The organism is Sphingobacterium pedocola (assembly GCF_015209965.1).
GTDB lineage: Bacteria > Bacteroidota > Bacteroidia > Sphingobacteriales > Sphingobacteriaceae > Sphingobacterium > Sphingobacterium pedocola.
Genome location: NZ_MU158689.1, coordinates 2,130,573 through 2,154,600, shown reverse-complemented (window position 1 = coordinate 2,154,600; position 24,028 = coordinate 2,130,573). Strand labels below are relative to the sequence as shown.

At 42.7% G+C, this 24,028-nt stretch carries 25 protein-coding genes and 1 tRNA gene; 15 read left to right on the top strand and 11 right to left on the bottom strand.

The window, feature by feature from the left end; translation table 11 throughout:
• Positions 1 to 17 precede the first annotated feature (17 nt).
• From C4F40_RS09150 to C4F40_RS09120, 7 genes are all read left to right on the top strand, one after another.
• On the top strand, positions 18 to 650 hold the full coding sequence (locus C4F40_RS09150; protein WP_196939015.1) for a fasciclin domain-containing protein: 633 nt from the start codon (positions 18 to 20) through the stop codon (positions 648 to 650).
• A 22-nt stretch (positions 651 to 672) separates the two neighbouring features.
• Positions 673 to 1,524 carry a DUF5007 domain-containing protein gene (locus C4F40_RS09145; protein ID WP_196939014.1) on the top strand — a complete coding sequence of 284 codons (852 nt, stop codon included), beginning with the start codon at positions 673 to 675 and terminating at the stop codon, positions 1,522 to 1,524.
• Positions 1,525 to 1,529: 5 nt separating this feature from the next.
• A complete protein-coding gene (locus C4F40_RS09140; protein WP_196939013.1) occupies positions 1,530 to 3,158 on the top strand; it encodes a LamG-like jellyroll fold domain-containing protein in 1,629 nt (542 codons plus the stop codon).
• Between the two features lie 27 nt (positions 3,159 to 3,185).
• Complete coding sequence (locus C4F40_RS09135) at positions 3,186 to 3,650, top strand: hypothetical protein (RefSeq protein WP_196939012.1); 465 nt, start codon at positions 3,186 to 3,188, stop codon at positions 3,648 to 3,650.
• A gap of 26 nt (positions 3,651 to 3,676) precedes the next feature.
• Positions 3,677 to 4,846, top strand: a complete 1,170-nt coding sequence (locus tag C4F40_RS09130) for a purple acid phosphatase family protein (protein WP_196939011.1) — start codon at positions 3,677 to 3,679, stop codon at positions 4,844 to 4,846.
• 159 nt (positions 4,847 to 5,005) lie between these two features.
• On the top strand, positions 5,006 to 6,379 hold the full coding sequence (gene pbfA, locus C4F40_RS09125; protein ID WP_196939010.1) for a (R)-1-hydroxy-2-aminoethylphosphonate ammonia-lyase: 1,374 nt from the start codon (positions 5,006 to 5,008) through the stop codon (positions 6,377 to 6,379).
• Positions 6,380 to 6,381: 2 nt separating this feature from the next.
• The gene (locus tag C4F40_RS09120; protein ID WP_196939009.1) at positions 6,382 to 7,692 is read left to right on the top strand and encodes a DUF5690 family protein; all 1,311 of its coding nucleotides are present in this window, start codon (positions 6,382 to 6,384) and stop codon (positions 7,690 to 7,692) included.
• A gap of 80 nt (positions 7,693 to 7,772) precedes the next feature.
• Here C4F40_RS09120 and C4F40_RS09115 read toward each other — a convergent pair whose 3' ends face one another.
• Together C4F40_RS09115 and C4F40_RS09110 are read right to left on the bottom strand one after the other, a co-directional pair.
• Positions 7,773 to 8,933: a TIGR03364 family FAD-dependent oxidoreductase gene (locus tag C4F40_RS09115; RefSeq protein WP_196939008.1), complete on the bottom strand. Its 1,161-nt coding sequence runs from the start codon at positions 8,931 to 8,933 to the stop codon at positions 7,773 to 7,775.
• Positions 8,934 to 8,966: 33 nt separating this feature from the next.
• Positions 8,967 to 9,632, bottom strand: a complete 666-nt coding sequence (locus C4F40_RS09110; protein ID WP_231389976.1) for a phosphonatase-like hydrolase — start codon at positions 9,630 to 9,632, stop codon at positions 8,967 to 8,969.
• Between the two features lie 292 nt (positions 9,633 to 9,924).
• On the opposite strand from C4F40_RS09110, the gene C4F40_RS09105 reads away from it, so the two are divergent.
• Positions 9,925 to 10,506, top strand: a complete 582-nt coding sequence (locus tag C4F40_RS09105) for a helix-turn-helix domain-containing protein (protein ID WP_196939006.1) — start codon at positions 9,925 to 9,927, stop codon at positions 10,504 to 10,506.
• A gap of 90 nt (positions 10,507 to 10,596) precedes the next feature.
• On the opposite strand, the gene C4F40_RS09100 is transcribed toward C4F40_RS09105, so the two are convergent.
• Positions 10,597 to 10,785: a hypothetical protein gene (locus C4F40_RS09100; RefSeq protein WP_196939005.1), complete on the bottom strand. Its 189-nt coding sequence runs from the start codon at positions 10,783 to 10,785 to the stop codon at positions 10,597 to 10,599.
• Between the two features lie 50 nt (positions 10,786 to 10,835).
• Here C4F40_RS09100 and C4F40_RS09095 point away from each other — a divergent pair, with 50 nt between their 5' ends.
• The gene (locus C4F40_RS09095) at positions 10,836 to 11,072 is read left to right on the top strand and encodes a hypothetical protein (RefSeq protein ID WP_196939004.1); all 237 of its coding nucleotides are present in this window, start codon (positions 10,836 to 10,838) and stop codon (positions 11,070 to 11,072) included.
• Positions 11,073 to 11,224: 152 nt separating this feature from the next.
• Here the strand turns inward: C4F40_RS09095 and C4F40_RS09090 are convergent, their stop codons facing one another.
• Both C4F40_RS09090 and folK read right to left on the bottom strand, forming a co-directional pair.
• A complete protein-coding gene (locus C4F40_RS09090) occupies positions 11,225 to 11,578 on the bottom strand; it encodes a hypothetical protein (RefSeq protein WP_196939003.1) in 354 nt (117 codons plus the stop codon).
• 2 nt (positions 11,579 to 11,580) lie between these two features.
• On the bottom strand, positions 11,581 to 12,060 hold the full coding sequence (gene folK, locus C4F40_RS09085) for a 2-amino-4-hydroxy-6-hydroxymethyldihydropteridine diphosphokinase (RefSeq protein ID WP_196939002.1): 480 nt from the start codon (positions 12,058 to 12,060) through the stop codon (positions 11,581 to 11,583).
• An 85-nt stretch (positions 12,061 to 12,145) separates the two neighbouring features.
• Between folK and sppA the strand changes: the two genes are divergently transcribed.
• The gene (sppA, locus tag C4F40_RS09080) at positions 12,146 to 13,909 is read left to right on the top strand and encodes a signal peptide peptidase SppA (protein ID WP_196939001.1); all 1,764 of its coding nucleotides are present in this window, start codon (positions 12,146 to 12,148) and stop codon (positions 13,907 to 13,909) included.
• A gap of 60 nt (positions 13,910 to 13,969) precedes the next feature.
• A complete protein-coding gene (locus C4F40_RS09075; protein ID WP_270049217.1) occupies positions 13,970 to 15,160 on the top strand; it encodes a phosphoglycerate kinase in 1,191 nt (396 codons plus the stop codon).
• Positions 15,161 to 15,280: 120 nt separating this feature from the next.
• Here C4F40_RS09075 and C4F40_RS09070 read toward each other — a convergent pair whose 3' ends face one another.
• Positions 15,281 to 15,460, bottom strand: coding sequence for a spore protein (locus tag C4F40_RS09070; RefSeq protein ID WP_196939000.1), 180 nt, complete (start codon positions 15,458 to 15,460; stop codon positions 15,281 to 15,283).
• 35 nt (positions 15,461 to 15,495) lie between these two features.
• Positions 15,496 to 15,566 (bottom strand) — tRNA-Cys (locus C4F40_RS09065).
• A gap of 308 nt (positions 15,567 to 15,874) precedes the next feature.
• Between C4F40_RS09065 and C4F40_RS09060 the strand changes: the two genes are divergently transcribed.
• The 3 genes from C4F40_RS09060 (at position 15,875) to C4F40_RS09050 (ending at position 18,145) form a co-directional block, all read left to right on the top strand.
• Positions 15,875 to 16,501 carry a porin family protein gene (locus C4F40_RS09060; RefSeq protein WP_196938999.1) on the top strand — a complete coding sequence of 209 codons (627 nt, stop codon included), beginning with the start codon at positions 15,875 to 15,877 and terminating at the stop codon, positions 16,499 to 16,501.
• A 128-nt stretch (positions 16,502 to 16,629) separates the two neighbouring features.
• Positions 16,630 to 17,511 carry a lipoyl synthase gene (gene lipA / locus C4F40_RS09055; RefSeq protein WP_196938998.1) on the top strand — a complete coding sequence of 294 codons (882 nt, stop codon included), beginning with the start codon at positions 16,630 to 16,632 and terminating at the stop codon, positions 17,509 to 17,511.
• A gap of 16 nt (positions 17,512 to 17,527) precedes the next feature.
• A complete protein-coding gene (locus C4F40_RS09050; RefSeq protein WP_196938997.1) occupies positions 17,528 to 18,145 on the top strand; it encodes a hypothetical protein in 618 nt (205 codons plus the stop codon).
• Positions 18,146 to 18,154: 9 nt separating this feature from the next.
• Here C4F40_RS09050 and C4F40_RS09045 read toward each other — a convergent pair whose 3' ends face one another.
• The 4 genes from C4F40_RS09045 to C4F40_RS09030 all read right to left on the bottom strand — a co-directional run bounded on the left by C4F40_RS09045 (position 18,155) and on the right by C4F40_RS09030 (position 22,380).
• Complete coding sequence (locus C4F40_RS09045; protein ID WP_231389975.1) at positions 18,155 to 19,804, bottom strand: amidohydrolase; 1,650 nt, start codon at positions 19,802 to 19,804, stop codon at positions 18,155 to 18,157.
• A 196-nt stretch (positions 19,805 to 20,000) separates the two neighbouring features.
• The gene (locus C4F40_RS09040; protein ID WP_196938996.1) at positions 20,001 to 20,555 is read right to left on the bottom strand and encodes a NifU family protein; all 555 of its coding nucleotides are present in this window, start codon (positions 20,553 to 20,555) and stop codon (positions 20,001 to 20,003) included.
• A gap of 66 nt (positions 20,556 to 20,621) precedes the next feature.
• Complete coding sequence (gene purB, locus C4F40_RS09035) at positions 20,622 to 21,971, bottom strand: adenylosuccinate lyase (protein ID WP_196938995.1); 1,350 nt, start codon at positions 21,969 to 21,971, stop codon at positions 20,622 to 20,624.
• Between the two features lie 196 nt (positions 21,972 to 22,167).
• Complete coding sequence (locus C4F40_RS09030) at positions 22,168 to 22,380, bottom strand: hypothetical protein (protein WP_196938994.1); 213 nt, start codon at positions 22,378 to 22,380, stop codon at positions 22,168 to 22,170.
• A gap of 236 nt (positions 22,381 to 22,616) precedes the next feature.
• On the opposite strand from C4F40_RS09030, the gene C4F40_RS09025 reads away from it, so the two are divergent.
• Complete coding sequence (locus tag C4F40_RS09025; protein WP_196938993.1) at positions 22,617 to 23,969, top strand: acyl-CoA dehydrogenase family protein; 1,353 nt, start codon at positions 22,617 to 22,619, stop codon at positions 23,967 to 23,969.
• The last annotated feature ends 59 nt before the right edge of the window (positions 23,970 to 24,028 follow it).

Here is a 24,028-nt window from a genome sequence, read left to right as displayed (position 1 = left end):
TCACAAAAAATAAGGCTATGAAATTATTTCTCTCCCTATGTTGTTGCATCGGTATCCTGTTATCGGGATGCGATGATGCATATTACAACGACGGCGGACTTTTGGACGAGCAGACAGGGGTACACGAAGGTACAACAATGAGTTACCTGGAAAGCCAACCGGCGCTATTCGACACGTTAACGACATTGATTAAATTGAATAAGCTGGAGGAACTGGTAAACCGCAAAGGCAGTACCTTTTTTGCACCGCAAAATTATTCGATATACAATTACCTGTTACTGAAATATCCAGATCCGGAAAATAGACCTAAGACACTGGAAGCCATACCGGCCGAAGATATGGCAGAAATGGCAGGATATATTGCCGATTACATCATTCCGAACGAGCAGATTATGCGGTCAAAGCTTTCGACGGTGTACTCCTATTCGACGGCGATGAGTGGGAAGAAGGCACGCTTCAATTTGGTGCGGGAAGATTACCTCGGAAATGTCAATATGGGTGCTGCCTACATCATCTATTCGGTGAACCTCAATCCGCCTGCGACCCTGGAGTTTTATTCGCCCGCAAAGGTTGTCGTCACGGATGTGGCAACGACTACGGGGACAGTGCATGTACTGGTCGCAGATACGCATGTTTTCGGATTTAATTAACAAAAAAGCAACTTACAGTCTAATGAAATTTCAAATGCAAAAGCTGACGCTAAATTTTATCCTTTTTATCATGGGTACAGCATTACTACCGATAGGATGTACAGAAGTGCCGGGTTTGGGAAGTATAGCACCCGACGTGCGGTACAAGAACAGAAAGCAGTACGCTATATCCGGTATGGAGCAGAACATCGGCGATTTCTTGTCTTCTAGCTCGACGCTGCCACTGAACTTTGAAGTGGTCAACGTATGGGAGACCAATGGTCACGAAACAACTTCATTTAATGAGGAAATCCCGGTCGTTACTTATAAAGCACCTATCGTCGGTGGCGAATCGGAAGAGGAACTACGCCTGAAGACGGATACCGTCATGAAGCCGGCGGTATCGCTAAACCCATTTACAGGGAAAGTTGAAATCCTGGAAGGAAACCGTATTCCGGCTGGCGAATACCACTTTGATATCCGCGTATCCAACTCCTCGGGCAGCACCTTGCTACAGGACGCGGTAGTTGTCGAATTTAAAGAATATGAAGTGGCGCGTTGGTCTACTGGAATGACGAAGGCGCCCGAAATTGAGCGCGTGGCGGATGCGCCAAACCAGATCCGCTTTGTGGCACACTTAAATGGTATGCCCTTGCCAGGCGACCGCATTGATTTTACGACCAATAGGGCTTCAGGATTTAAGGGTACGTTCGTAAACGATACCCCCGAAGGCGAAATCTGGAAAGTAAATTTTCCGGTGAAATCTGCCGAGACCTACTGCTCCTGGCAGATCATAGAAGAGGTGGGGGGTATGGTCAATACCACTTACGTTACCGAGAATATGAATTTTGTGCTGGGCAGACCGGGAAGTTATGTTATCAAGCTTTTTAAATAATCGTTATGAATTATAGATGGATTTTTTGGGCCATAGCGCTCTATATGATCGGAACGGGATATTCGTTTGCGCAAACGGCAAAGACGAAGAAAATATTGGTGATAGGCGTGGACGGTATGATCTACACCGCGCTAGACTACGCAACCACACCCGGTCTGGATAGATTGATTGCCGATGCTTCCTACAGTAAGGAAGGGTATGGTGGGCTGCCCGCTAACTCGACAACGGGCTGGTCAACCTTATTGACCGGTGTAGGTGTTGATAAGCATGGTGTACGGCAAGCGAACTCTTTTACAGGTAATAAACTGGATCAGTACCCCTCGATGGTGAAGCGTATAAAAAGCCAGCTTCCGGCTACCCGTATCGCCTCTATTTTACGCGAGCAGGAGATTAATACGGTATTAAACAGTGACGCCGACCTGAAATATAACCACGGATCGGATGAAAAGGTATTCGAACAGGCTAAAGAGGTGCTGGCGGGACAGGCAGCGGATGCGGTATTCGTACAGTTTAGCAGCCCCAAGGAAGTTGGCTTGCTCCAGGGCTACCAGCTGCGCAAAGCGGATTATGTATTGGCCATCCAACAGGTGGATACGTATATCGCGCAACTGGTCGATGGGATACAAAGCAGAGCGACGTACGGGAGTGAAAACTGGGCTATTTTTGTCGTGTCGACACATGGCGGTTCGGAAACCGGTCTGTCCATGAACAGTACGGCAGCGGAACTGAAGGTACCCCTGATATTCTCGGGTGCAGATCTGGATAACAAAGAACTGCTGACCGCAAATATGGTCGCTAAGGAAAATGCCGATAATTTCCTGACGATAAACAAGGCGCCGGCCGGCGAACGTACCTACGGACGCATTCCTATAGCCGGTACAAGGCTGCAGGGCATGGATAAATTTACGATCGAGATGTGGATCAAAGCGGGGGCAAATTCAAGTGACCCGGTCATCATGGGCGATAAGGATTGGGGCTCGGGAGGCAATCCGGGATTTGTAATCTGCCGGAGTGGCTCGTCTTGGAAGATCAACTTTGCCAATAATCTACGGGCACGTTATGATATCGGATCGTCGAAGTCGATCGAGGATGGTCTATGGCATCACATTGCCGTCACGTTTGATAAAACCAAAGAGTGTATTGTGTACCAGGATGGGGAACGTGTTGGCGGAGCAGCGCTGACGTATAAAGAGACCGATCTGATGGCATCACCATTTAATTACATCTACCTCTCACAGGATGGTACGGGCGGCTATAATGACGGTGGGCCGAATTGGGCGGGTTCGTTTAACGAAGTCCGTATATGGTCGACGGCCTTATCGCAACAGACTATTAAAGACCACATGTACCTGCAGCACATTGAAAAAAGCAGCCATCCACAATTGCCCTTTTTGAACCTTTATCTAAAACTGGATGAGGCAAGAGGCACGGTGTTGACGGATTACAGCGGAAAAAACAACCATGCGGAACTGGTCGGTCCGGCGACGGAGCGTCGCCCTTATTACCCCGTGGGTCTTACCGACGTGGCGGTCAATGTGCTGAGCCATATGGGTATCCGTATGGATGGTACATGGGGATTGGAAGGAAGTACATTGAAGTCGAATGTGCCCTTCCGCTTATTTAAAGTGAACTGATTACGTAATTTTTAATCGATTAGGCATATGAAACATATTTTAAATCGCGTACTGCTGCTGACCGTGTTGCTATGGGGCAGTTCCTGCGAGAAAGATCTCATAAATGGAACAGTAGGGAATCCCGAGCAATTGCTGGCGGGCCGCATCAGCGGTACCTGGGCCAAGCCGGTACAGATCATCACCCCAACAGAAGTACCGGCGGAAGTTTTTGGCGATATGCGTCTGGTATTTACCATGGATGAATCCGGTAATCCAAAAGCTTTTTTGGGAAAGGACTGTCCGATCGTATTTAGCGCAACCGAAAGCACTTGGTCCGTATCGGGTACGGAGGAACAGGCAAAGATCACGCTATCGGGAACGACACCGGTTGATGAGCTCGATGTAAAGGTCAATGCAAACAGCATGACGCTGTCTTTTTACATGGGATGGGAAAATACCGAAACAGGGGAAACAGGAAAAGGTGACTTTCAGGTCACTTTATCACGTCAATAAGTAAGCTAAAAATAAATAAATAATACATGAAAAACACATTCAACTTCATCGGATTGATTATCCTATGCCAACAACTTGCTTTTGCGACCGAACGTCCTAGTTTCGTCGTGAAGCCGTATTTGCAATGGTCTACCCAGACCCAAATGACCGTTAAATGGGAAACTTCCGCACCAACCAATGGTTTTGTGGAATATGGTAAGGCGATGTTTGACGCGAAGTCTCCTTCGCTTTCGAAAAAAGCGATGGGGAAGGACAACGTGCTTTTGCAGACCGTAAACTTGGATGGATTGGAGCCTGAAACGGAGTATTTTTACCGTGCGGTGAGCGTGAGTACAGCAGGTGATACCTTACGGAGCCCGATTTATCCGTTTAAAACAGCGGTACGTGCAGACTCTCCATTTGCTTTTGCTGTTTTCTCGGACACCCAAGGGGTACCTAACCCTACGGTATGGGGCGAAATGGCGAAGATAGCGGAAAAGGAAAGACCTAATTTTGCAATCCACAGCGGAGACCAGGTCGATAATGGACACGACAGGAGCAATTGGGTAGGGCAATTCTTTCCGCAGGGCCAGCAATTTATGAGCAAATATGCCATGTTCGCGGTACCTGGAAACCATGAAAATGACGCACCGAATTACCATAATTACCTCGGCCATCCGGATGGATTACGTTGCTACAGTTTCGTGTATGGCAATACAGAGTTTTTTATGTTCGACTCGAATCAGGATGTTTCAAAAGGCACCGAAATCTACAAGAAATTGGAAGCCGATCTGGCAAAATCTACCGCTAAATGGAAGATTGTTTCACACCACCATCCTATTTATTCTTCGGATGACGACGATTATGGCAATACACGGGTAGCGAAATCAACTTTAGGTAGCCCGAAACTGGCGCACCTAGCACCTTTGTATGAAAAATATAACGTGGATCTTGTATTCTATGGTCATGTGCATACATACGAGCGGACTTGGCCTTTGCGAGACAATAAAGTGAACTTAGATAATGGAACGATTTACATGACCCTGGGTGGCTGCGGTGGCGGATTGGAAAGACCGTCGTCATGGAGATCCTGGTTTACCAACAAATTATTTCTTGATCACCATTACGGATATGTGCGTATCGTAAATGGGGAATTACATTTCCAGGGCATCGATATCCGGGGTAATGTTTTTGATCAATTTGTATTAAAGAAGTAATTGCTTTTGGAAGTAGGGCATACCAGCGGCGCATTCCGTTGGGTAAAGGGCAGCTGTTTTCAGTTGCCCTTTTTTAATAATTTCTTAACATGGAGCGGACTTTTAGTTAATAAACTTTGTTTAGTATTGTTAAACATTTTAGCGTATAGATCAAATTGAATGAGCAGTCCAAAATACTTACAAACCGAGGGGGATATCAACCTGAGCGATGCACGCAAGCGGTGGTCGGCACGCATTACCGACGAGGATACACAGGCCGCGCTGGAACGAGATGCGCAGTTTTTTATGCATCAGGCGCTGTCTTCACCCTGCTTAGATGTACTGGAGCATAGTGAAGGGGTTTACATCCACAATTTGCAAGGGAAGCCTTATCTGGATTTTCACGGAAACAATGTTCACCAGCTGGGGTACAACAATAGCTATGTGATTGAGCGAGTAAAAGCGCAACTGGATACTTTGGCTTTTTGTCCGCGACGCTTCACAAATCGACCGGCTATCGCATTGGCAGAGCGACTGATCGCTTTAACCGACCATGTCCTTACGCGCGTGCTTTTTGCACCGGGTGGAACGTCGGCAATCGGAATGGCCTTGAAGATAGCACGCTTTTATACCGGAAAGTATAAGACATTGGCGATGTACGACTCGTTTCATGGCGCATCTATGGATAGTATTGCCCTTGGGGGTGAGTATGTTTTTCAGCAGGGATTGGGGCCGCTGATGTCGGGAAGTGTACATGTGCCCCCGGTTGACGCGTACAGGGGCATGTGGTATGATCGGGCAGCTGCGGATGGGGATATGGCCTACGCCGATTACTTGGAATATGTGATCCAGAAGGAGGGAGATATTGGCGTACTCGTGGTGGAGACGGTGCGGAGTACAGTTGTACATGTTCACTCTAAAGCATACTGGAAGCGGGTGCGCGAAATCTGTGATACATATAATGTACTGCTTGTACTCGATGAGATTCCGATCGGGATGGGTCGGACCGGGAAAATGTTTGCCTACCAGCACGCGGATATACAGCCGGACATACTGGTATTGGGCAAGGGCTTGGGCGCAGGTATCATGCCCCTCGCTGCGGTAATCTGCCGCGAAGAGCTTAATGTGGCCTCTTCGATTTCCTTGGGCCATTTTACACATGAAAAAAGTCCGCTGGGGGCTGCAGCAGCTCTGGCCGCGCTTGATTATATGGAGGAACAGGACGTCTTAGCGCATGTGAATGTCATGGGCGACTATTTCGGAAGCCGGCTGGAAGAGCTAAAAGCCAACTATGCGATTATAGGGGATGTAAGGGGTGTGGGGCTATTGTGGGCTGTGGAGCTGGTAAAGGACCGAAAGACGAAGGAAAAAAATAACGCAGCCGCAGAGCTGGTTCTGTATGCCTGCCTGGAAAGGGGCCTTAGTTTAAAAGTGTCTGACGGGAATGTACTGTCGCTCTATCCGCCCTTGGTTATTTCGAAAATGGAGCTGGATCAGGCCTTGACCATATTGGATAGTGTATTGCTTGCGGTTACAACAGATCAATTGTATTAAATATGAAGTATCCGTTTCAGGTATTGATGCAGCGATTGGGTAACGCTTCGTATACCATACAGATGATACTGCTGGCGCTGGCTGCATTTGGATGCTACACCAGCATGTACGCGTATCGAAAAGCATTTACGGCGGCCTTATTTACGGAGCTGCCTATCTGGGGAGTGGACTACAAGGTTTGGCTCGTGATTGCTCAGGTATTTGGGTATATGTTAAGTAAGTTCTACGGGATTAAATTTGTCTCCGAACTTGGACAAAACAGGCGTGGTGCGAAATTGCTCCTGCTTATTGGCGTTGCCTGGCTTGCGCTGTTGGGATTTGCATTTATACCGGCGCCGTATAACATCGTCTGCATGTTTATTAATGGTTTGCCCTTAGGGATGATATGGGGTATCGTGTTTTCGTACCTAGAGGGTCGTCGTGCGACGGAATTTTTGGCGGCAATCATGAGTGTGAGTCTGGTGTTTGCTTCCGGATTCGTTAAGTCGCTGGCTCGATTTCTTATGGAAGAATTGCATGTAACGGAGCAATGGATGCCATTTGCTACCGGCCTGTTGTTTGCCATTCCGCTGCTTGTTTTCACGCTGGTGCTGGAGGCCATGCCGCCGCCAGATGCCAAAGATAAGCTGCTGCGCAACGAACGAAAAGCCATGACACATGGCGAGCGCATTGCTTTTTTGAAAATGTTTTTGCCGGGACTAGTTGTTGTGGTCTTCGTATATTTGATATTCAGTGTGCTCCGGGATATACGCGATAACTTCGAAGTAGAGATCTGGGCGGATATCGGCGTAACAGAGACACTGATCTATGTGCAGACCGATTCGCTCATTGCATTAGTCGTACTCGCGCTCATGGGCTTACTGATCTGCGTTAAAAATAACATCAAGGCTTTCACCTATATTCATGTGATGCTTTTTATGGGCTGCTTTTTAGCGGGTATATTCACGTATCTCTTTCGGATACAGGCGGTCGGTGGGGTAACCTGGATGGTCATGACGGGATTGGGGTTATACATGGTGTATATACCGTTTAATGCGATTTTTTTCGAGCGTTTTCTGGCATCTTTCAAGGTGAAGGGTAATATCGGATTCCTGATGTATGTAGCCGATTCTGTGGGATACCTCGGAAGCGTGTGTGTATTGCTGGTGCGCGAACTCGGATTGGTCGAGACCAGCTGGGGTGGCTTTTTTGAACAGGCCATCCTGTTGGCAGCCGTGCTGGGTTGTATATCGGTTGTGTTCTCAATCATCTATTTCAGACGGAAGAAAGTGAGGGATGAGGTGTTAGTAGGTGATATGGAACTTGCGCGATAATAAGGGATTCCACACAATGGCCTGTCTACCTTTAAATAGACAGGCCATTGTGTGGAACCATTTGTTTATGATGCCTGTGGCTAGATATTATATAAGTTCGCGATGCTTTGCTCCGCGTACCCTGCACTGGCGGTCATCCCTTTACCTCCGATGCCGGTACGGATATGGATGCGATTGTCAATATCCTTCTCTACGATATGGTCTTGATGCTGTGCATAGAATCCTGCCCAAGAAGTAGCGATCTGCCGCGGATCAATGGGTAAGATCCGATTAGCTTCTTCCAACATCAGTTGATTAATGTGCGTACTGATCGAAAATCCAAGTTCTTCGAGTTGTGTTCCCAAGGCGTACTCGTGCGAATCTCCGATGATAATGCTTCCGTCGAGTGCTTGTTTGAACAGGATATGGATACCCCATTTTTTTAGCTCTTCGTAATGTTCGGGTATGCTCAGTTGCTGAAAGGAAGGGCAATAGGCTTCGAAGCTTTCGTATCGCCTGATCGTTAAACCGGTTAAGATATTTCCCGGTAGCTTAATGTGGGGCAAGGGCTGTGTACGTAACATTTGCAGTTTGCTGATCTGTAACCCACTGTCGTCGAATAAATCCCTATAGAGCAATTTAAATTCATAGCCATTACAGATGATGACTTTTTCGGCTTGGAATTCCTGCTGATTCGTCGTGCTGATGGTGGCACCGCTCGCATGGCTCTCACAGGCTAATACGGTGGTGTCGTATTGCAGGGTATATTTTGCAAATTTTTGTTTCAGGTACTGATGAAGACGGCGGATCATGGTTTCGGGTTCGACACTGAGTTCTTGCTCGAACACAATCGCTTCCTTCACGTAATCTGGCCGAAGGTCTGGAAATTTGGCACATACCTGTGCTTGATTCCAGACGGCGTGGGCGTAGCCTTTGCGGTTATAGTGTGCGGCTAGTTCGTGCATCACCTGCGTTTCTTCGTGATCGGACGCAATGTAATAGCTGCCGTTGTTTCTCACCGAGATGTCGAACTCCCGCTGAATAGATTGGTATATCTCCAAACCACGTACGCCGTAGTCAAACCATTCGCCAGCCATCCCGGAGGGTACGACCTGGCCGAAATTGCGGGCTGTGGACCCGACTGGAAAGTTGTCTTTCTCGAGCTGCAGAACTTCAAGTCCTCTTAACAGGGCATGATAGGCGTGGAAGGTGCCTAGGATACCACCACCTACTACAATTAAATCATATTTTTTAGAAAGCATAAGCTATGAGATTTTTATTCGAATACCTGCTTTTTATTGTTCTAGTAGCGGTAAGACTTCGAGCAGGTTGTCAACGATATGGCTGGGGTTGGCCTGGCTTAATTGCTCGACGCTGTGTGCACCGGTCGTGATTCCGATGCTGAATCTACAGCCCGCATTTTGCCCCTCTGCGATATCTACTGCCGAATCTCCAATCTTTGCAACGGCCTGACCAGAGTCAATACCGAATTGCTCCATGGCAAACAGAATCATGTCGGGGTGGGGGCGATTACGAACTACATCGTCTGCGGTGACCAAGGCATCGATATCACGGCCCACTTTCCAGTCCAACTGCTGGAGCAGGGTTTCGGCGGTGTGTTTGTTGTAGCCCGTATTCAGCACGATACGGATGTTTTTTTTCTGTAATGCTTGAAAGAAATCTGAGGCATTAGCTTGTGCGGATATAGCCGCTGTTTTGTAGGCCTGGTCGAGTAACTGTAAGAAATCTTGGAACATCAGCTCGATAACGGATGGATCGACTTTCTCGGCACCGCTTGTTAAAATCGCCTCAATAGCTTGCTTTTTTTCTTTTCCGGCACCTTTTGCCAATACATCCTCCAGCGATACAGGGTAACCGTGGTGATTGATTGCCTTATGTAGTGTTTTATATACGAGGTTATCCTCGTCAACTGTGGTACCCGCCATATCGCATACCACCATTTTAATTTTATCGTTTTTTTCTACTGCTATCATGTTTTAATGTGTATTCAACTTGCGCTGTTATAAAGTGAAACGTATATATTGCAAATATAAACATTTGTTTAGTATTTATAAATATTATGTAATGCAATACGTAAGAATACTGTACTGATTGTGTGCCTGTGCGCTTGTTTTCGAGGAGGGTAAATAATAATTAACAATTTGTTTACTTTAGCTAAACGCTTATTGCAGTTTATTTGCGCTGTTTCTACTTACAAATAGCTATTTTTGCCTAACTTACAAACAAAAGGCTATGGAAGATAACACGGTATTTAAAATAAGTGCTAAAATAAAGGAGATCCGAAAAGATAAATCCATTACCATACAGGAACTGGCGGATAAGGCCGGTGTGAGTAAGGGACTGATCTCTCAGATTGAAAACAACCGTACGGTACCATCCCTTTTTGTGCTGATTAATATTGTAAATGCTTTGGATGTTGATCTGAATGAATTTTTTCAGGATTTTAAAACAAACAACGATGGGGGGCCGATCATAGTCCGTAAGAAACAGGAATATGAGAATTTCGAGAAAGAACATGCAATCGGATTTCAATACCAACGTATTCTTGCGTCGACAATTGACAGTTCTACATTAGATATCGTCTTATTGGAGCTGGCACCGGATGCGACAAGACCTATGGTAGAAACGGAAGCGTTTGAATATAAATATATGGTCTCGGGGAAAGTGGAATATATTTTTCCGGACCGCACGGTTGCATTGGAGGCGGGGGATTCGATTTTCTTTGACGGCAGAATTTCGCATACACCAAAAAATACGGGTACTGTGCCTGCCATCATGCTTATCGTTTATTTTTTCGACGGAAAAGGAAAATAACTGGAGGAATGTGGGGGTTTGTCTGCAACGAAATAAAAGACGGTGCATAAAAAAGCTGTCTCATTTGTTTTGAGACGGCCTCATCTTGTGCTAGGGGTTAATAAGAATACGGGTGCTATACACGGTTTTTCCCTCATGATCAATGCATTGCGCCTGCAGTTGTTCTTGATTGATGGCGAAAGACATAAATCCATAAGTGGATGCTTCGAACCGACCATAGGGCAAACCTTCGGCATACTCCAGATTACGATACAAAAATAAAGTAAAAAAATATTTCATGGCATGGATTTGGTTCTAGGTTAAGAAAGAACGCAGTATAAATAAAGCATATGGACTTCAATAGAAAATTTGAACATCACCTGGACGGACGGACCATTATATTCGACGTAACCTACGATCCAAAGACACACTTTTTTACCGTACTCGAGTCGGGACAGCAGGAAGCATATCACCTAAAATTTAATATGAGCACCCGCATGTGGACTACGGAGGATGGTCCGGAACCTCAGGTTCCAGTTGAAGAACTCGCTAGGTTGGTCCAACAGAGTTTTGGTCACTTTGTTTAGAGACGACCAATTTTGTTTTTTGTACATAAATAACAAATCTGGGTGGAATTTGTAAATGTAAATAGTAGCATCTGATCATTGACCCAGTAAACTTATTAATCGACAATGCCATAACATTTGGAATGCACTTATGACAGGTCGCAAGCAAAATATTAGCTGAGACTGTCTAAATATGATTCCAATTCGGACATTAAACGTCTGAATTGACTATCAATTGTATTAAAGCTATTCTCCAGCTCTATCAGAGGTGCATCAGATTTTGCTAATGTTTCAAGTTCTTGAAAATTGGCCCGTATATCAGAAGCGCCAATATATTCCATAGTGGGTTTGATATGGTGTGCATACTGTGCGATCTCTGCCTTGTTTTTGTTAGACATGGCTATAGCAATATGTTTGAAATCAACAGGTGTCTGAAGGATGTAGAGCTCCAGAAATTGCTTGATCATTGCTGTATTGTTCATCATCGAGGATTGTATGATCTCGGGTTTTATGATTCGATATGTCATTGTTATATCCTATTGACGTTTAAGGGGTCGCTGCAACGAAGCAATAATTCTTCGTTCGTATATTTCAATACGGGGTGTATTCCGTGTGGTGCTATTTCCACCAAGGGTACCAAGGTGAACTTACGTAGATGTAAATAAGGGTGGGGTATTTTTAAAAAGGGTTCGTCGAGCACTTCTGAATTATAATAAAGTATGTCAATGTCGATTATGCGGCTCCCCCATTTTTCTTTTCTAACACGTCCTAATGTATCTTCTACATTTTGGCAGATGGCGAGTGTTTTGTGCGGATCGAAAGGGGTACTCAAATGTATAACTTTATTTAAAAATTTCGGCTGGTCTTCCACTCCCCACGCTTCTGATTCATATACCCCAGATTCGGAATGAAGCTTGCCTACGTTTTCTACCAGCATTTTTTGGGCTAGTTCGAGTTGTTTTAAGGGGGATCCTAAATTAGCTCCCAATAGAAGAAATACGACGTTCATAGAATATTATTTGATTATATGCCACTAAATGCTGTAAAAATCAAATATATTTCTTTAATTTATAGGATTAAAATATATTTTCAAAATGGATTTTTTAAAACACATATTTGCCACCATAATTGGTGTGCTTATCACTTTTGTAATTATTTTCTTTGTTGTTCTGGTGTTTATTGGCGCATTGGTACAACAATCGACTTCTCAATCGACCGCCGCAGTGCCCGATAATTCGGTACTCTACATGAGTTTAAACCATAATATAGTGGAAAAAACCGAATCCAACCCGCTAGGTGATTTAAATATTCCGGGATATGGAGCAGCGAAATCGATAGGACTCAATGATATATTGACCAGAGTAAAGGCGGCAAAAGAAGATGATAATATCAAAGGGATATTCCTCAATCCCTCTACGATTAACGTGGGATTTGCAAGTTTGAAAGAAATACGTGATGCGTTGGTCGATTTTAAGACTTCAAAGAAATTTATCGTAGCTTATAGCGAAGGGTATTCGCAAAAGGCTTATTATCTGGCATCGGTAGCAGATAAAATTTATGTTAATCCGCAAGGAGCAATAGATTTTAGAGGATTAAGTTCTTCCGTCGTATTTATGAAAGATGCATTGGATAAATTGGGGGTAGAGATGCAGGTTGTAAAGGTAGGTACGTACAAGTCTGCTGTGGAACCGTTCATGCTAAATGAAATGAGCCCTGCGAATCGCGAACAGGTAACATCTTACTTGAGTAGTATTTATTCTTCATTTTTAAAAGATATAGCAGAAGGAAGAAAGATTTCTATTGATTCTTTGGGCCATATCGCTGATGCTTATCTCGTGCGTAATGCAGATGATGCTGTTAATTATAAGTTTGCGGATGCAAAACTATATAAGGATGAATTGTTGGATGAAATCAAAGACCGCTTAAAGATTGCGAAAGATAAGGACATTTCAGCGGTGTCGCTGCTTGCTTATTCGCCAAAAGGAAAAGCAAACAGCTCCAAAAGCAAGATAGCCGTATTGTATGCCTATGGAAATATCGTGGATGGAGAAGGATCCATCGGTTCGATAGGTGGGGATAAATTATCAAGGGAACTGCGTAAATTGAGAAAGGATGATGATATCAAAGGGGTCGTACTGCGGGTGAATTCACCGGGAGGATCCGCTTTGGCGTCGGACGTTATCTGGAGAGAGGTTGATCTAACCAGGAAGACAAAACCGGTCATGATTTCGATGGGAGATTATGCTGCTTCAGGAGGATATTATATAGCAGCTGCCGCAGATTCTATTTTTGCCGAAGAAAACACCCTTACGGGTTCCATCGGAGTATTTGGTGTAATTCCTAATTTTAAAGGGTTATTGAATGATAAACTGGGGATACATGTGGATGAAGTATCAACCGGTAAATTTTCAAACTTAATGTCGGATGTGGATAGACCCATGACAGCGGAAGAACGATCTATCGTGCAGATGGAAGTTGGACGGGTATATAATACCTTTATGCAACGGGTAGCTGATGGAAGGAAGATTTCGGTGGAGCGGGTGGATAGTATAGGTCAAGGAAGGGTGTGGACGGGAAGTCAAGCGTTGGAGTTGGGATTGGTTGATAAGATCGGCGATGTACAGCGAGCGGTACAGGCTGCGGCATATAAGGCTAAATTGAAAGATTACGCCATTATTGAACTTCCGGAAAAAGAGGATCCATTGAGCAGCATCCTTTCGACATCAAAAGAAAAAATAAAGACATGGTTATTTGCGGAAGAGATAGGGGATTACCATAAATACATATTTGAAATCCGAAATGCATTACAAAATACGGGTATGCAAGCACGGATACCTTATACTATAGAGATATATTAGTCGTAAGCAAATTCATAGATCGTAACAAAAAAATAAATACAGCAATAAAAAATAAATAAGATGAAAACAATTGATAGTTTGGACTTCAACGGAAAAAAAGCATTAGTTCGTGTGGATTTTAATGTTCCCTTGGATGACAATTTTAATATTACGGATGACAATCGTATTCAAGGCGCTTTACCAACTATAAAGAAAATTTTGAATGATGGTGGATCGGTGATTTTGATGTCTCATTTGGGAAGGCCTAAAGAGGGGCCAACGGACAAATACTCTTTAAAACACATCGTCTCTTACCTTTCGGATGTTGTTGGTGTGGATGTTAAATTTGCGAACGATTGTATCGGTGAGGAGGCCTTACAAAAAGCGGCGGGGTTGAAGTCAGGAGAAGTTCTGTTGTTGGAAAACCTTCGTTTTTACAAAGAGGAAGAAAAAGGAGATAAAGATTTTGCTGAAAAGCTTGCTCAATTGGCCGATGTATATGTGAATGATGCATTCGGAACAGCGCATAGAGCACATGCTTCTACTGCGGTAATAGCACAATTTTTTCCAGAAGCGAAGTATGTTGGATACTTGATGGCTGCGGAGATTAACAATGCAGAGAAAGTATTAAATGATCCACAGAGACCATTTACGGCTATAATGGGTGGTGCCAAGGTGTCTGATAAATTGGAATTAATCGATGCTTTGTTGGACAAAGTAGATAACTTGATTATAGGCGGTGGTATGGCCTACACCTTTGTGAAGGCCAAAGGTGGCGAAATTGGTAAATCGTTGGTGGAGTTGGATAAATTAGACCTGGCAAATGAGCTGGTGAAAAAAGCGGAACAAAAAGGTGTTAATTTAGTATTGCCTACGGATGCACAGATCGCAGATCGCTTTGCGAATGATGCGGAAGTATACGACGGACCTAACGACGAAATTCCCGCAGATAGACAAGGGCTAGATATTGGAGCTGAATCGGGAGTTCATTTTGCAGAGGTAATTAGCGCGTCTAACACGATATTGTGGAATGGACCAATGGGTGTATTCGAATTTGATACGTTTGCAAAAGGGACACGGGCTGTGGCCGATGCGATAGTCGCTGCTACGGAACGTGGTGCATTCTCTTTAATAGGCGGTGGAGATTCTGCTGCTGCGGTATCTAAATTTGGCATGACGGAGCACGTGAGCTACGTAAGCACAGGTGGAGGGGCATTATTGGAATATATGGAAGGTAAAGTATTGCCTGGTGTAAAAGCTATTCAAGACTAGTTTATACGTTGGGATCTTATAAATGGGTAGTCTTAGCGGCTACCTGTTTTTTATGGAATTTATAAGGCACAAAAAAAAAGAGATCTATTTTCACAGATCTCTTTCTTATATTTTATTAGTTTACTCCGCTTCTGTAGCTAATGTGGCTAATATCGCGTTGTTTTTCACAATTTGACTGTGTTTAGGCATTTTCGAACGACTTCCTAATTCGATATTACGGCCTAGGTTCAGAAACTGAACTTCAACACGTGAAACAGTTTTGTTTCTTCTGTCTTTTCTTTTTAAACGTGTAACTCCCATTTTATTTAATATTTTTTTTGTACAAAATCTAAACGAGGTCGGAAGCGGATTCGAACCGCTGTACGAGGTTTTGCAGACCTCTGCCTAGCCACTCGGCCATCCGACCTTTTCCCATCGTGGGCATGCAAAAGTAACGCTTAATTTTTAAAATGGCAAATATTAATTGGAAATTATTTGAGCATTGAATTTCGTTTGCTAATTATGGTGAAGGTGTTTTTTGTTTTTGTTATCAGGTAGGCCAGCCCTTTCTTCAAAAATTGCTTGGAGGCTTCTTTGTTTTCTTTTAATTTATTGATTAGTAGTGTTTTATTTTTTAATTTGTAGCTGTATTTGCTTTTTGGTCTAATACTTGATAGATACTACCTGTCCTACGTAGTGTAGGCATAAACAGTTTTAAAATTTAAAAAGATTATTATGAAAAAATTATTACTTTCTTTTGGCGCGGCAATGTTATTAGCTGCAGGGGTACAAGCTCAAGTAAGTTACGGTTTAAAAGCTGGTGTGAACTTAGGTAAATACAGTAATTTAGGAGATGATCAAAAGAATAATACGTCGTTTCACGTTACGGGTTTTGCTGATCTTCCAGTAGCAACGAATTTTTCTATTCAACCAGGCGTATCGTTGCAGGGAAAAGGTACTAAATATTATGAGAATTATGAAGGTATGGCAGAAGCGGAGTTTGCTCGCAACGTGATGTCTGTGGAAATCCCTGTTAATGCGGTGTATTGGATTCCTGCGGGATCTGGCAGCGTTTTCCTCGGAGCTGGACCTTATATTGGGTTTAACGTCAGTGGAAAAGATAAGTTAAAAGGGAATTTAGGAGACTATGCCGGCGAGACAGACTGGGATTTAGAATTTTCAGGCGATGATAAAGATATGAATGTGATTGATGCTGGTGCAAATTTTATGGCCGGTTATAAATTGGCAAATGGTTTTTTACTGAACGCTGGTTATAATCTTGGTCTTACTCAACTTGCTCCTAACGCTGATGAAACAGTGTCCAACAGGGTTTGGTCATTCGGAGTTGGTTTCCAGTTCTAGTGTGAGAATTTAGATGTTATATGAAGCCTCTTGCTTATGCAAGGGGCTTTGTGCATTTTATGGAATTATGATAATGGAATAACAATAATTCTATTACAGCATATGTGAATTATCGTTAACTTTGTAGCATGATAGAACTACCTGTAATACCTGTTACTGAGACGCAGCGTAAACCAGATTGGTTACGTGTTAAATTACCGGTCGGTAAAGAGTACCGCCATGTTCGTAGTTTGGTAGACGAGCATAAATTGCATACCATCTGTGAAAGTGGTAATTGTCCTAATATGGGCGAATGTTGGGGTGCTGGTACGGCTACATTTATGATATTAGGTAATATATGTACACGCTCTTGTTCCTTCTGTGCAGTAGCAACAGGTAGACCGTTGGCTGTGGACATGGACGAACCAAATCGTGTAGCGCAGTCTGTCAAATTAATGCAGGTAAAACATTGTGTGATTACTTCTGTAGATCGCGATGACCTGAAAGATGGTGGTTCTACCATCTGGGCCGAAACCATCAATGCGATACGTCGCGAAAGTCCGGAAACGACTTTGGAAACATTAATCCCGGATTTTAAAGGTCATTGGGATAATCTAGATCGTGTACTCGCCGTCCGTCCGGAAGTGGTGTCACATAATTTGGAAACTGTTCGTCGATTAACCAAAGAGGTGCGTATTCAAGCCAAATATGATCGATCATTGGAATGTCTGCGCCGCATTTCCGAAGCCGGCTTGCGTACAAAATCGGGAATCATGCTGGGATTAGGCGAAACGGAAGCAGATGTAATCGAAGCAATGCAGGATCTGTATAATGTAGGTGTTAATATCCTTACGCTAGGACAATATTTGCAACCGACAAAAGCACATCATCCTGTACTGGATTGGATTACACCCGCTCAATTTGATAAATACAAGCAAATCGGTTTAGAAATGGGATTCAAATATGTCGAATCAGGACCGCTGGTGCGTTCGTCTTACCATGCTGAAAAGCACTTGTTTGATATGCAGTAAAAAAGCGAGCGAGCTTATGAATAATCTTATTTTGATTTTTTTGCTGTTGTTTGGCTTTACCGTATCGGGACAGGATATGACATTGGATGTTGCCAAAGCACATTATGAAAAATCGATCGGAGCGTCGACGAGAAAGGCTACGGTAATGCAACTAAATCCACAGCTTTATTGGGACTTTAATACCGTACAGACAAAAAGTAACGGACAGGCCGTTGTGTTGGTTCCGATTAAAGCAGAAAGCATCTATAGTAGGTTTACTTCAAATAAAGTCGTTCCATTCGATTATGGTAACCATGCTATTTTTTATTATGGGCCGAATAATACCATTCAATCTTTTTGGATTACGAAAATATTTCCGAGTGTTATTCCAACGACTGGAAAACAGGTGGATTTTCACGATTTATCACGGTATTTTATTATAAGAGATTTGCAAGGAAATGTTATTTCTGTTATTCCTGGAAAAGGGGGAAGCCTCAAGTCAACAGAATTGTTGAAATTGATTTATTGGAAATATAATCTGAAAACAAATAAATACGAAAAAGCTTTGGATGAAAATATTTCTTTGCAGAAATTTTTATCCAAAAACATGGAGATACTTGAATCGGCCGCATTTGAAAATGTAAAGGCAGATTAAGATCGTTCTTTAATCTCTTAAAAAGACTGTTTCTCCTGCTATTATTGTTCGTAAAGTTTTGATGTCCCGTAACGCATTATCCGGTGCTGTCATAATATCATCTTCCAGAATCACAAAGTCGGCATCTTTCCCCTTTTCAATCGATCCTCTTTTCCGTTCCTGAAAACAAGAAAATGCTGCCCAGATCGTCATGCCACGGAGGGCTTCTTCGCGAGTGAGCGCATTTTCCATTTGGAATCCTCCACCGGGAAATCCGGTTTTATCCACGCGGGCAACAGCGGCATGGAAGCCGTATAGGGGATTGAAGTGTTCCACGGGAAAGTCACTTCCCAGTGCGACGAGACCATATTGCTGCAATAATTCCTTATAGGCATATGCCCCTTTGATGCGTTCGGCACCTAAACGTTCTTCTGCCCAATACATGTCTGAGGTGGCATGCGTAGGTTGGATGGATGGAATAATATGAAATTTATTAAATTTTTTAAAGTCGTCTGGAGCAATTACCTGGGCATGTTCGATCCGCCATCTACGACTTTTGCTGTCTTTAAGATGTTTGCCGTAGGCATCCAGAATCAGCCGGTTAGCAGAATCGCCAATGGCATGCGTATTTACCTGAAACGGACTGTTTGCTAATAATCGAATCGTTTCATCAAATTCGGCGGGGCTGCGAAGTAAAAAACCTTTAGAAGGATGATCATGGTAATGTTCTAAAAGACAGGCTCCGCGTGAACCTAAAGCACCATCTGCCATTAGCTTTACGGATTTGATGCTTAGGCGGTCGGAATCATAGACACCTTGGCGGATATAATTTTCAATATCATTAGGCTCGGCCAGTATCATCGCATAATCTCTGATTTTTAAGGAATCCTGCGCATAAAATTTTGTTAAAATTTCCAATTGATCGGGATTCAGACCTGCATCGACAATAGTGGTGAGACCCACAGAAAATAGGGAATCTTGTGCGCGACGCAAACTCATTAATAAATTGATCTCTGCTTCTTCGGGAATATGCATGGATACGAGAGAAGTGGCATTATCCACCAGTATACCTGCAGGATGACCTAAGCTATCTATCATAATTAATCCACCTTCTACCGTCTTTCCGCTGTCTAATCGTGCAATTCCCAATGCTTTGGAATTTACCCAGGCGGCATGATAGTCGATTCGGGATAAATAGACAGGTATATCAGGAAAATATTTGTCGAGGCTATCTTTGGTGGGGAATGCCTTTTCGGACCATAGGTTTTGATCCCAACCCGCACCGACAATCCATTTTTTTTCTGGATGTGAAAGATGATAGATCTTCAATTTATCGATAACTTCTCCAATGGAGGTAGCTCCGGTCAGGTCGGCCTGATCCAGCAATTCTGCAAACATGAAAAAATGCGCATGTGCATCATAAAATCCCGGGTAGACGGGCTTGCCCTTGGCATCAATCGTTTCCTTTGCTTTATATCGCTTCAGTATCACTTCTGAGGTGCCGATATCGATGAAAATTCCATTTTTCACGGCAAATGCTTCCGCAGTAGTAAATGTGGAATCGACGGTGTAAATTTTTGCGTTAAAGACGATAAGATCAACTTGTGTATTGGTCGTGCAGCTCGAAAAAAGACTTATACACAGTAAAATTGGGAAAATTCGATTGATAAAAGCCATCATAAAATCATAATTTGTTGAAGTTAAGAATTTTTTTTGTGGACTGTATGAAATTTTATCTATCAAAGATGTACAGCTATTAAAAAAATAAGATGTTTTTTAATAGCTGTACTATATGTTAGTGTTTTCTGTAGATTTCCTAAAGCACAAGCGGGTCGAAAATTTTCGACCCGCTTGTGCTTTAATACCATATCGTATTTTATAATGCTTCCGCAACGACTTCTTCCACTTCGGGTACCATTCTTTTCAATAATCCTTCAATACCAGCTTTAAGAGTAATGGTAGAAGATGGACACCCGCTGCAGGAACCTCTTAACTCGACGGTCACTGTGCCATTTTCGAATGATTTGTACGCTATAGCACCTCCATCTTGTTCTACGGCTGGACGAACATAGTCGTGAAGTACTTGCTGTATTTTAACTTCAGTTTCAGAACCTTCAAAAGACACATTCTCATCTGACACGACTTCCTGAACTTTTAATTCAGATTCTACCGCCCCTTTTACAAAGTCTTTCAAAATTGCTTCAATATCTTCCCATTCGGCATCGTCACTTTTGGTGACCGTCACAAAGTTGCTCGCAAAAAACACCCCATTTACAAAATTGAATTTAAATAATTCTTTTGCAAATGGAGATGATAGTGCTTTTTCTCTATCGGGATAATCCACGCTGCCATTTATAAGAAGCTTATTTACCAAGAACTTCATGGTAGCCGGGTTAGGCGTTGATTCTGTATATACGTTAATTGTAGCCATTTTCTTAAATTTAATGTTCAAATATAGCAGATATACAACTCATCCACGTCATTCTTTCGTCAAAGCTTAGAAAGAAACACCTGTATAATTAGCAGGCGTTACTGCTTTTATTTCTTCTTTCACCTCTTCAGGTACATTAAGCCCGTCTACGAATACGGCTATGGTTTCCTGGGTGACATGTGAATTTGTACGTGTCAGATCTTTCAATGTTTCATATGGTTTTGGATAGCCTTCTCTTCGTAAAATAGTTTGGATAGCTTCTGCAACTACCGCCCAGTTATTTTCTAAATCCTTTGCTAACGCAGATTCATTTAGAATTAACTTGCGAAGACCTCTTAAGGTTGATTTGATAGCAATCAAGGTATGTGCAAAAGGAACGCCTATATTGCGCAAGACCGTTGAATCTGTTAAATCACGTTGCAAACGTGAGATAGGCAACTTTGCCGATAAATGCTCAAAAATTGCATTTGCCAGTCCCAGGTTTCCTTCTGCATTTTCGAAGTCGATTGGATTTACTTTGTGCGGCATAGCCGAAGAGCCTACTTGTCCGGCTGTTATTTTTTGCTTGAAATACTCCATGGAGATGTATGTCCAGAGGTCGCGACAAAGATCAATGATGATGTTGTTGATACGCTTTAAGGCATCGCAGCTTGCTGCAAAATTGTCGTAGTGTTCAATTTGGGTGGTCGTCTGTGATCGGCTCAAACCAAGCTGCTCATTGACAAATTTATTTCCAAAGTCGACCCAATTGTACGTCGGATAAGCGACTTGATGTGCATTGAAATTGCCTGTAGCTCCACCAAATTTTGCGGAATAAGGCACTTGGGTCAATAATTCCAATTGTTTCTCAATACGTTCTACAAATACGTGGATTTCTTTTCCTAAACGGGTTGGAGAGGCCGGCTGCCCATGTGTACGGGCTAACATAGGAATTTCTTTCCATTCAGTAGAGAATCTTTTAAGCTCCTGCAGTAATTCATTGATAGCTGGGATATAGCTATTTTGTATGGCTTCTTTCCACGAATACGGAATCGCCGTATTATTAATATCCTGTGACGTTAATCCAAAATGGATAAATTCGAGTGAATCATGTAATCCTAATTTTTCGAATTGGTCTTTTAAGAAGTATTCTACAGCTTTGACATCGTGATTGGTTACTTTTTCGGTATTTTTGATCCACTCAGCATCAGCTAATGAAAAATTCTGATAGATATCTCTTAATTTCTCATTTAACGAGCCATCAAAATGAGCGAGTTGTGGAATGCCCGAAGCGGTAAGTGCAATAAAATACTCCACTTCTACATGTACACGGTATTTTATTAAGGCAAATTCTGAAAAATAAGCTGCTAATTCTTTTGTGTTATTGTGATATCTTCCGTCTACTGGAGTTACGGCTGTTAAAGGAGATAATGTCATGTCGTATGTAATTTGTTCAAACTTAGAAAAATTTGCATTTATATGCAATTATAATCGCAGAGAATGCACCGACAATATCAGCTAGACCACCAAAGAAAACCAGCTGCGATAAACAAGAATGGAGATATAAAAAAACAAAAAAGCCTGTGTTTATGAACACAGGCTTTTAATGGAGTATTTTAAACTCTTGTTCGGATTATTGAACGTTTTGTAATGAATCAGCGATAGAATCACCAGTTGAACGTACTGAATCAGCAACGTTTTCTAATGAATCAGCAACGTTTTCAGTAGTGTTTTCTACTTCGTTTGCTAATGAATCAGTAGTAGCGTCAGTTTTAGTTTCTGCACCACCACATGAAACTACTGTTAAAGCTAATGCTAAAAATCCGAATGCGAATAAATTTTTCATCTTTTAATTTTCTATTTAATTGAAACAAATTTTGTTTTATATCCTTTAATACCGGTATTCCAAAAAGGTAACCCGAAAAATAAATCTTTTTTTTATTCTTTTGTAAATAGCTGAAAAACAGCTTTTTAAAGTCATTGAAGAGTTATTCTGTTGCAAATATAAGATTGTTTTATTGATTCACAACAGTAAAAAAACTAAATTGATAAAAAAATGTTGTCACTTTATAAGTCGTAATTATGTTAGATAAAATCAGAAATATTTTAAAACTATTGAAATCCGTTGATTTCGAGCAGCTTAATAAGATTTCAAAAAAGGTTGACTTGGGCGCAGTTTTAGGTGCTGTTTCCAAAATGGACGAAAAACAGTTGCAGATGGCAATGAAGATGCTCACCGGTGGTAGTGGCAGGAAAAAAGAACTTCCGCCGATTAATGCGGATTTTTACGGAATGGAAAATAAGCTTTCTGCGGAAGATCAGGCGCTATTGTTAAAAATCCGGACATTCCTTGAAACTGAAATAAAACCTTTGGTCAACAATTATTGGTTGCATGATGAGTTTCCGTTTGAAATCATTCCTAAGCTCGCTGCATTAAATATATGCGGCTATACCTTCGAGGGATACGGTTGTGCTGGTGGAAAATCATTGATGGATGGGATAATAGCTGCGGAATTTGGACGGATAGATCCGTCTATTGCTACATTTTTAGGAGTACAGAGCGGTCTTGCCATGGGATCTATCTATACCTGTGGCTCGGAAGAGCAAAAGAATGAATGGTTACCGCAAATGCAGCAGTTCAAAAAAATCGGCGCATTTGGACTTACTGAACCTGAAGTGGGATCAGGTGCGGCAGGGGGATTGACTACCACCTGTCAACAAACTGCCGATGGATGGGTGCTCAATGGACAAAAAAAATGGATTGGAAATGCTACTTTTTCTGATATCACCATTATATGGGCCAGAGACTTGGGGGATGGCGAAGTGAAAGGATTTATTGTGAAAAAAGAAAATCCTGGGTTTCATGTAGAGAAGATTAAAGGGAAAATGGCGTTGCGGATTGTACAAAATGGACTAATTACATTGACGGACTGCGTTGTACCCGAGGCGGATCGCCTGCCGCACGCGAATTCTTTCAAAGATACTGCGAAGGTGTTGCAAATGACACGAGCTGGAGTCGCTTGGATGGCTGTGGGGTGTGCCCGTGGTGCTTACGAGAATGCATTAGAATATACGCTAAAAAGAAAACAGTTTGGTAAGCCGATTGCCTCATTCCAGTTGATCCAGAATCACTTAGTGGAAATGTTGTCTAATTTAACATCCATGCAGACCTTAGTCTTTCGGTTATCCGAACTGCAGGATGAAGACAAATTGCGAGATGAACACGCTTCGTTAGCCAAAGTCTTTTGTACCTTACGAACGCGTGATATTGTGTCGAGGGCACGAGAAGTAATGGGTGGAAACGGCATATTATTAGAATATAACGTTGCACGTTTTTTGGCGGATGCGGAAGCTATCTACTCCTACGAAGGGACTAAAGAAATTAACTCGTTAATAGTGGGACGTAGTATTACGGGCTTTAGTGCTTTCGTCTAACTTATTAACAGTCGCAAAACAAATAATGATGTATGATTTTTGGAGAAGCGATACCGAGT

Bases quoted from the DNA above. Each gene is read 5' to 3' on its own strand.
- C4F40_RS09025 (WP_196938993.1), top strand. From the start codon at position 22,617: ATGTTAGATAAAATCAGAAATATTTTAAAACTATTGAAATCCGTTGAT.
- C4F40_RS09045 (WP_231389975.1), bottom strand. From the start codon at position 19,804: ATGATGGCTTTTATCAATCGAATTTTCCCAATTTTACTGTGTATAAGT.
- C4F40_RS09060 (WP_196938999.1), top strand. From the start codon at position 15,875: ATGAAAAAATTATTACTTTCTTTTGGCGCGGCAATGTTATTAGCTGCA.
- folK (WP_196939002.1), bottom strand. From the start codon at position 12,060: ATGAACGTCGTATTTCTTCTATTGGGAGCTAATTTAGGATCCCCCTTA.
- purB (WP_196938995.1), bottom strand. From the start codon at position 21,971: ATGACATTATCTCCTTTAACAGCCGTAACTCCAGTAGACGGAAGATAT.
- C4F40_RS09040 (WP_196938996.1), bottom strand. From the start codon at position 20,555: ATGGCTACAATTAACGTATATACAGAATCAACGCCTAACCCGGCTACC.
- C4F40_RS09140 (WP_196939013.1), top strand. From the start codon at position 1,530: ATGAATTATAGATGGATTTTTTGGGCCATAGCGCTCTATATGATCGGA.
- sppA (WP_196939001.1), top strand. From the start codon at position 12,146: ATGGATTTTTTAAAACACATATTTGCCACCATAATTGGTGTGCTTATC.
- C4F40_RS09070 (WP_196939000.1), bottom strand. From the start codon at position 15,460: ATGGGAGTTACACGTTTAAAAAGAAAAGACAGAAGAAACAAAACTGTT.
- C4F40_RS09120 (WP_196939009.1), top strand. From the start codon at position 6,382: ATGAAGTATCCGTTTCAGGTATTGATGCAGCGATTGGGTAACGCTTCG.
- C4F40_RS09105 (WP_196939006.1), top strand. From the start codon at position 9,925: ATGGAAGATAACACGGTATTTAAAATAAGTGCTAAAATAAAGGAGATC.
- C4F40_RS09075 (WP_270049217.1), top strand. From the start codon at position 13,970: ATGAAAACAATTGATAGTTTGGACTTCAACGGAAAAAAAGCATTAGTT.
- C4F40_RS09095 (WP_196939004.1), top strand. From the start codon at position 10,836: ATGGACTTCAATAGAAAATTTGAACATCACCTGGACGGACGGACCATT.
- pbfA (WP_196939010.1), top strand. From the start codon at position 5,006: ATGAGCAGTCCAAAATACTTACAAACCGAGGGGGATATCAACCTGAGC.
- C4F40_RS09090 (WP_196939003.1), bottom strand. From the start codon at position 11,578: ATGACATATCGAATCATAAAACCCGAGATCATACAATCCTCGATGATG.
- C4F40_RS09150 (WP_196939015.1), top strand. From the start codon at position 18: ATGAAATTATTTCTCTCCCTATGTTGTTGCATCGGTATCCTGTTATCG.
- C4F40_RS09100 (WP_196939005.1), bottom strand. From the start codon at position 10,785: ATGAAATATTTTTTTACTTTATTTTTGTATCGTAATCTGGAGTATGCC.
- C4F40_RS09145 (WP_196939014.1), top strand. From the start codon at position 673: ATGAAATTTCAAATGCAAAAGCTGACGCTAAATTTTATCCTTTTTATC.
- C4F40_RS09130 (WP_196939011.1), top strand. From the start codon at position 3,677: ATGAAAAACACATTCAACTTCATCGGATTGATTATCCTATGCCAACAA.
- C4F40_RS09050 (WP_196938997.1), top strand. From the start codon at position 17,528: ATGAATAATCTTATTTTGATTTTTTTGCTGTTGTTTGGCTTTACCGTA.
- C4F40_RS09030 (WP_196938994.1), bottom strand. From the start codon at position 22,380: ATGAAAAATTTATTCGCATTCGGATTTTTAGCATTAGCTTTAACAGTA.
- C4F40_RS09115 (WP_196939008.1), bottom strand. From the start codon at position 8,933: ATGCTTTCTAAAAAATATGATTTAATTGTAGTAGGTGGTGGTATCCTA.
- C4F40_RS09135 (WP_196939012.1), top strand. From the start codon at position 3,186: ATGAAACATATTTTAAATCGCGTACTGCTGCTGACCGTGTTGCTATGG.
- lipA (WP_196938998.1), top strand. From the start codon at position 16,630: ATGATAGAACTACCTGTAATACCTGTTACTGAGACGCAGCGTAAACCA.
- C4F40_RS09110 (WP_231389976.1), bottom strand. From the start codon at position 9,632: ATGGTGGTATGCGATATGGCGGGTACCACAGTTGACGAGGATAACCTC.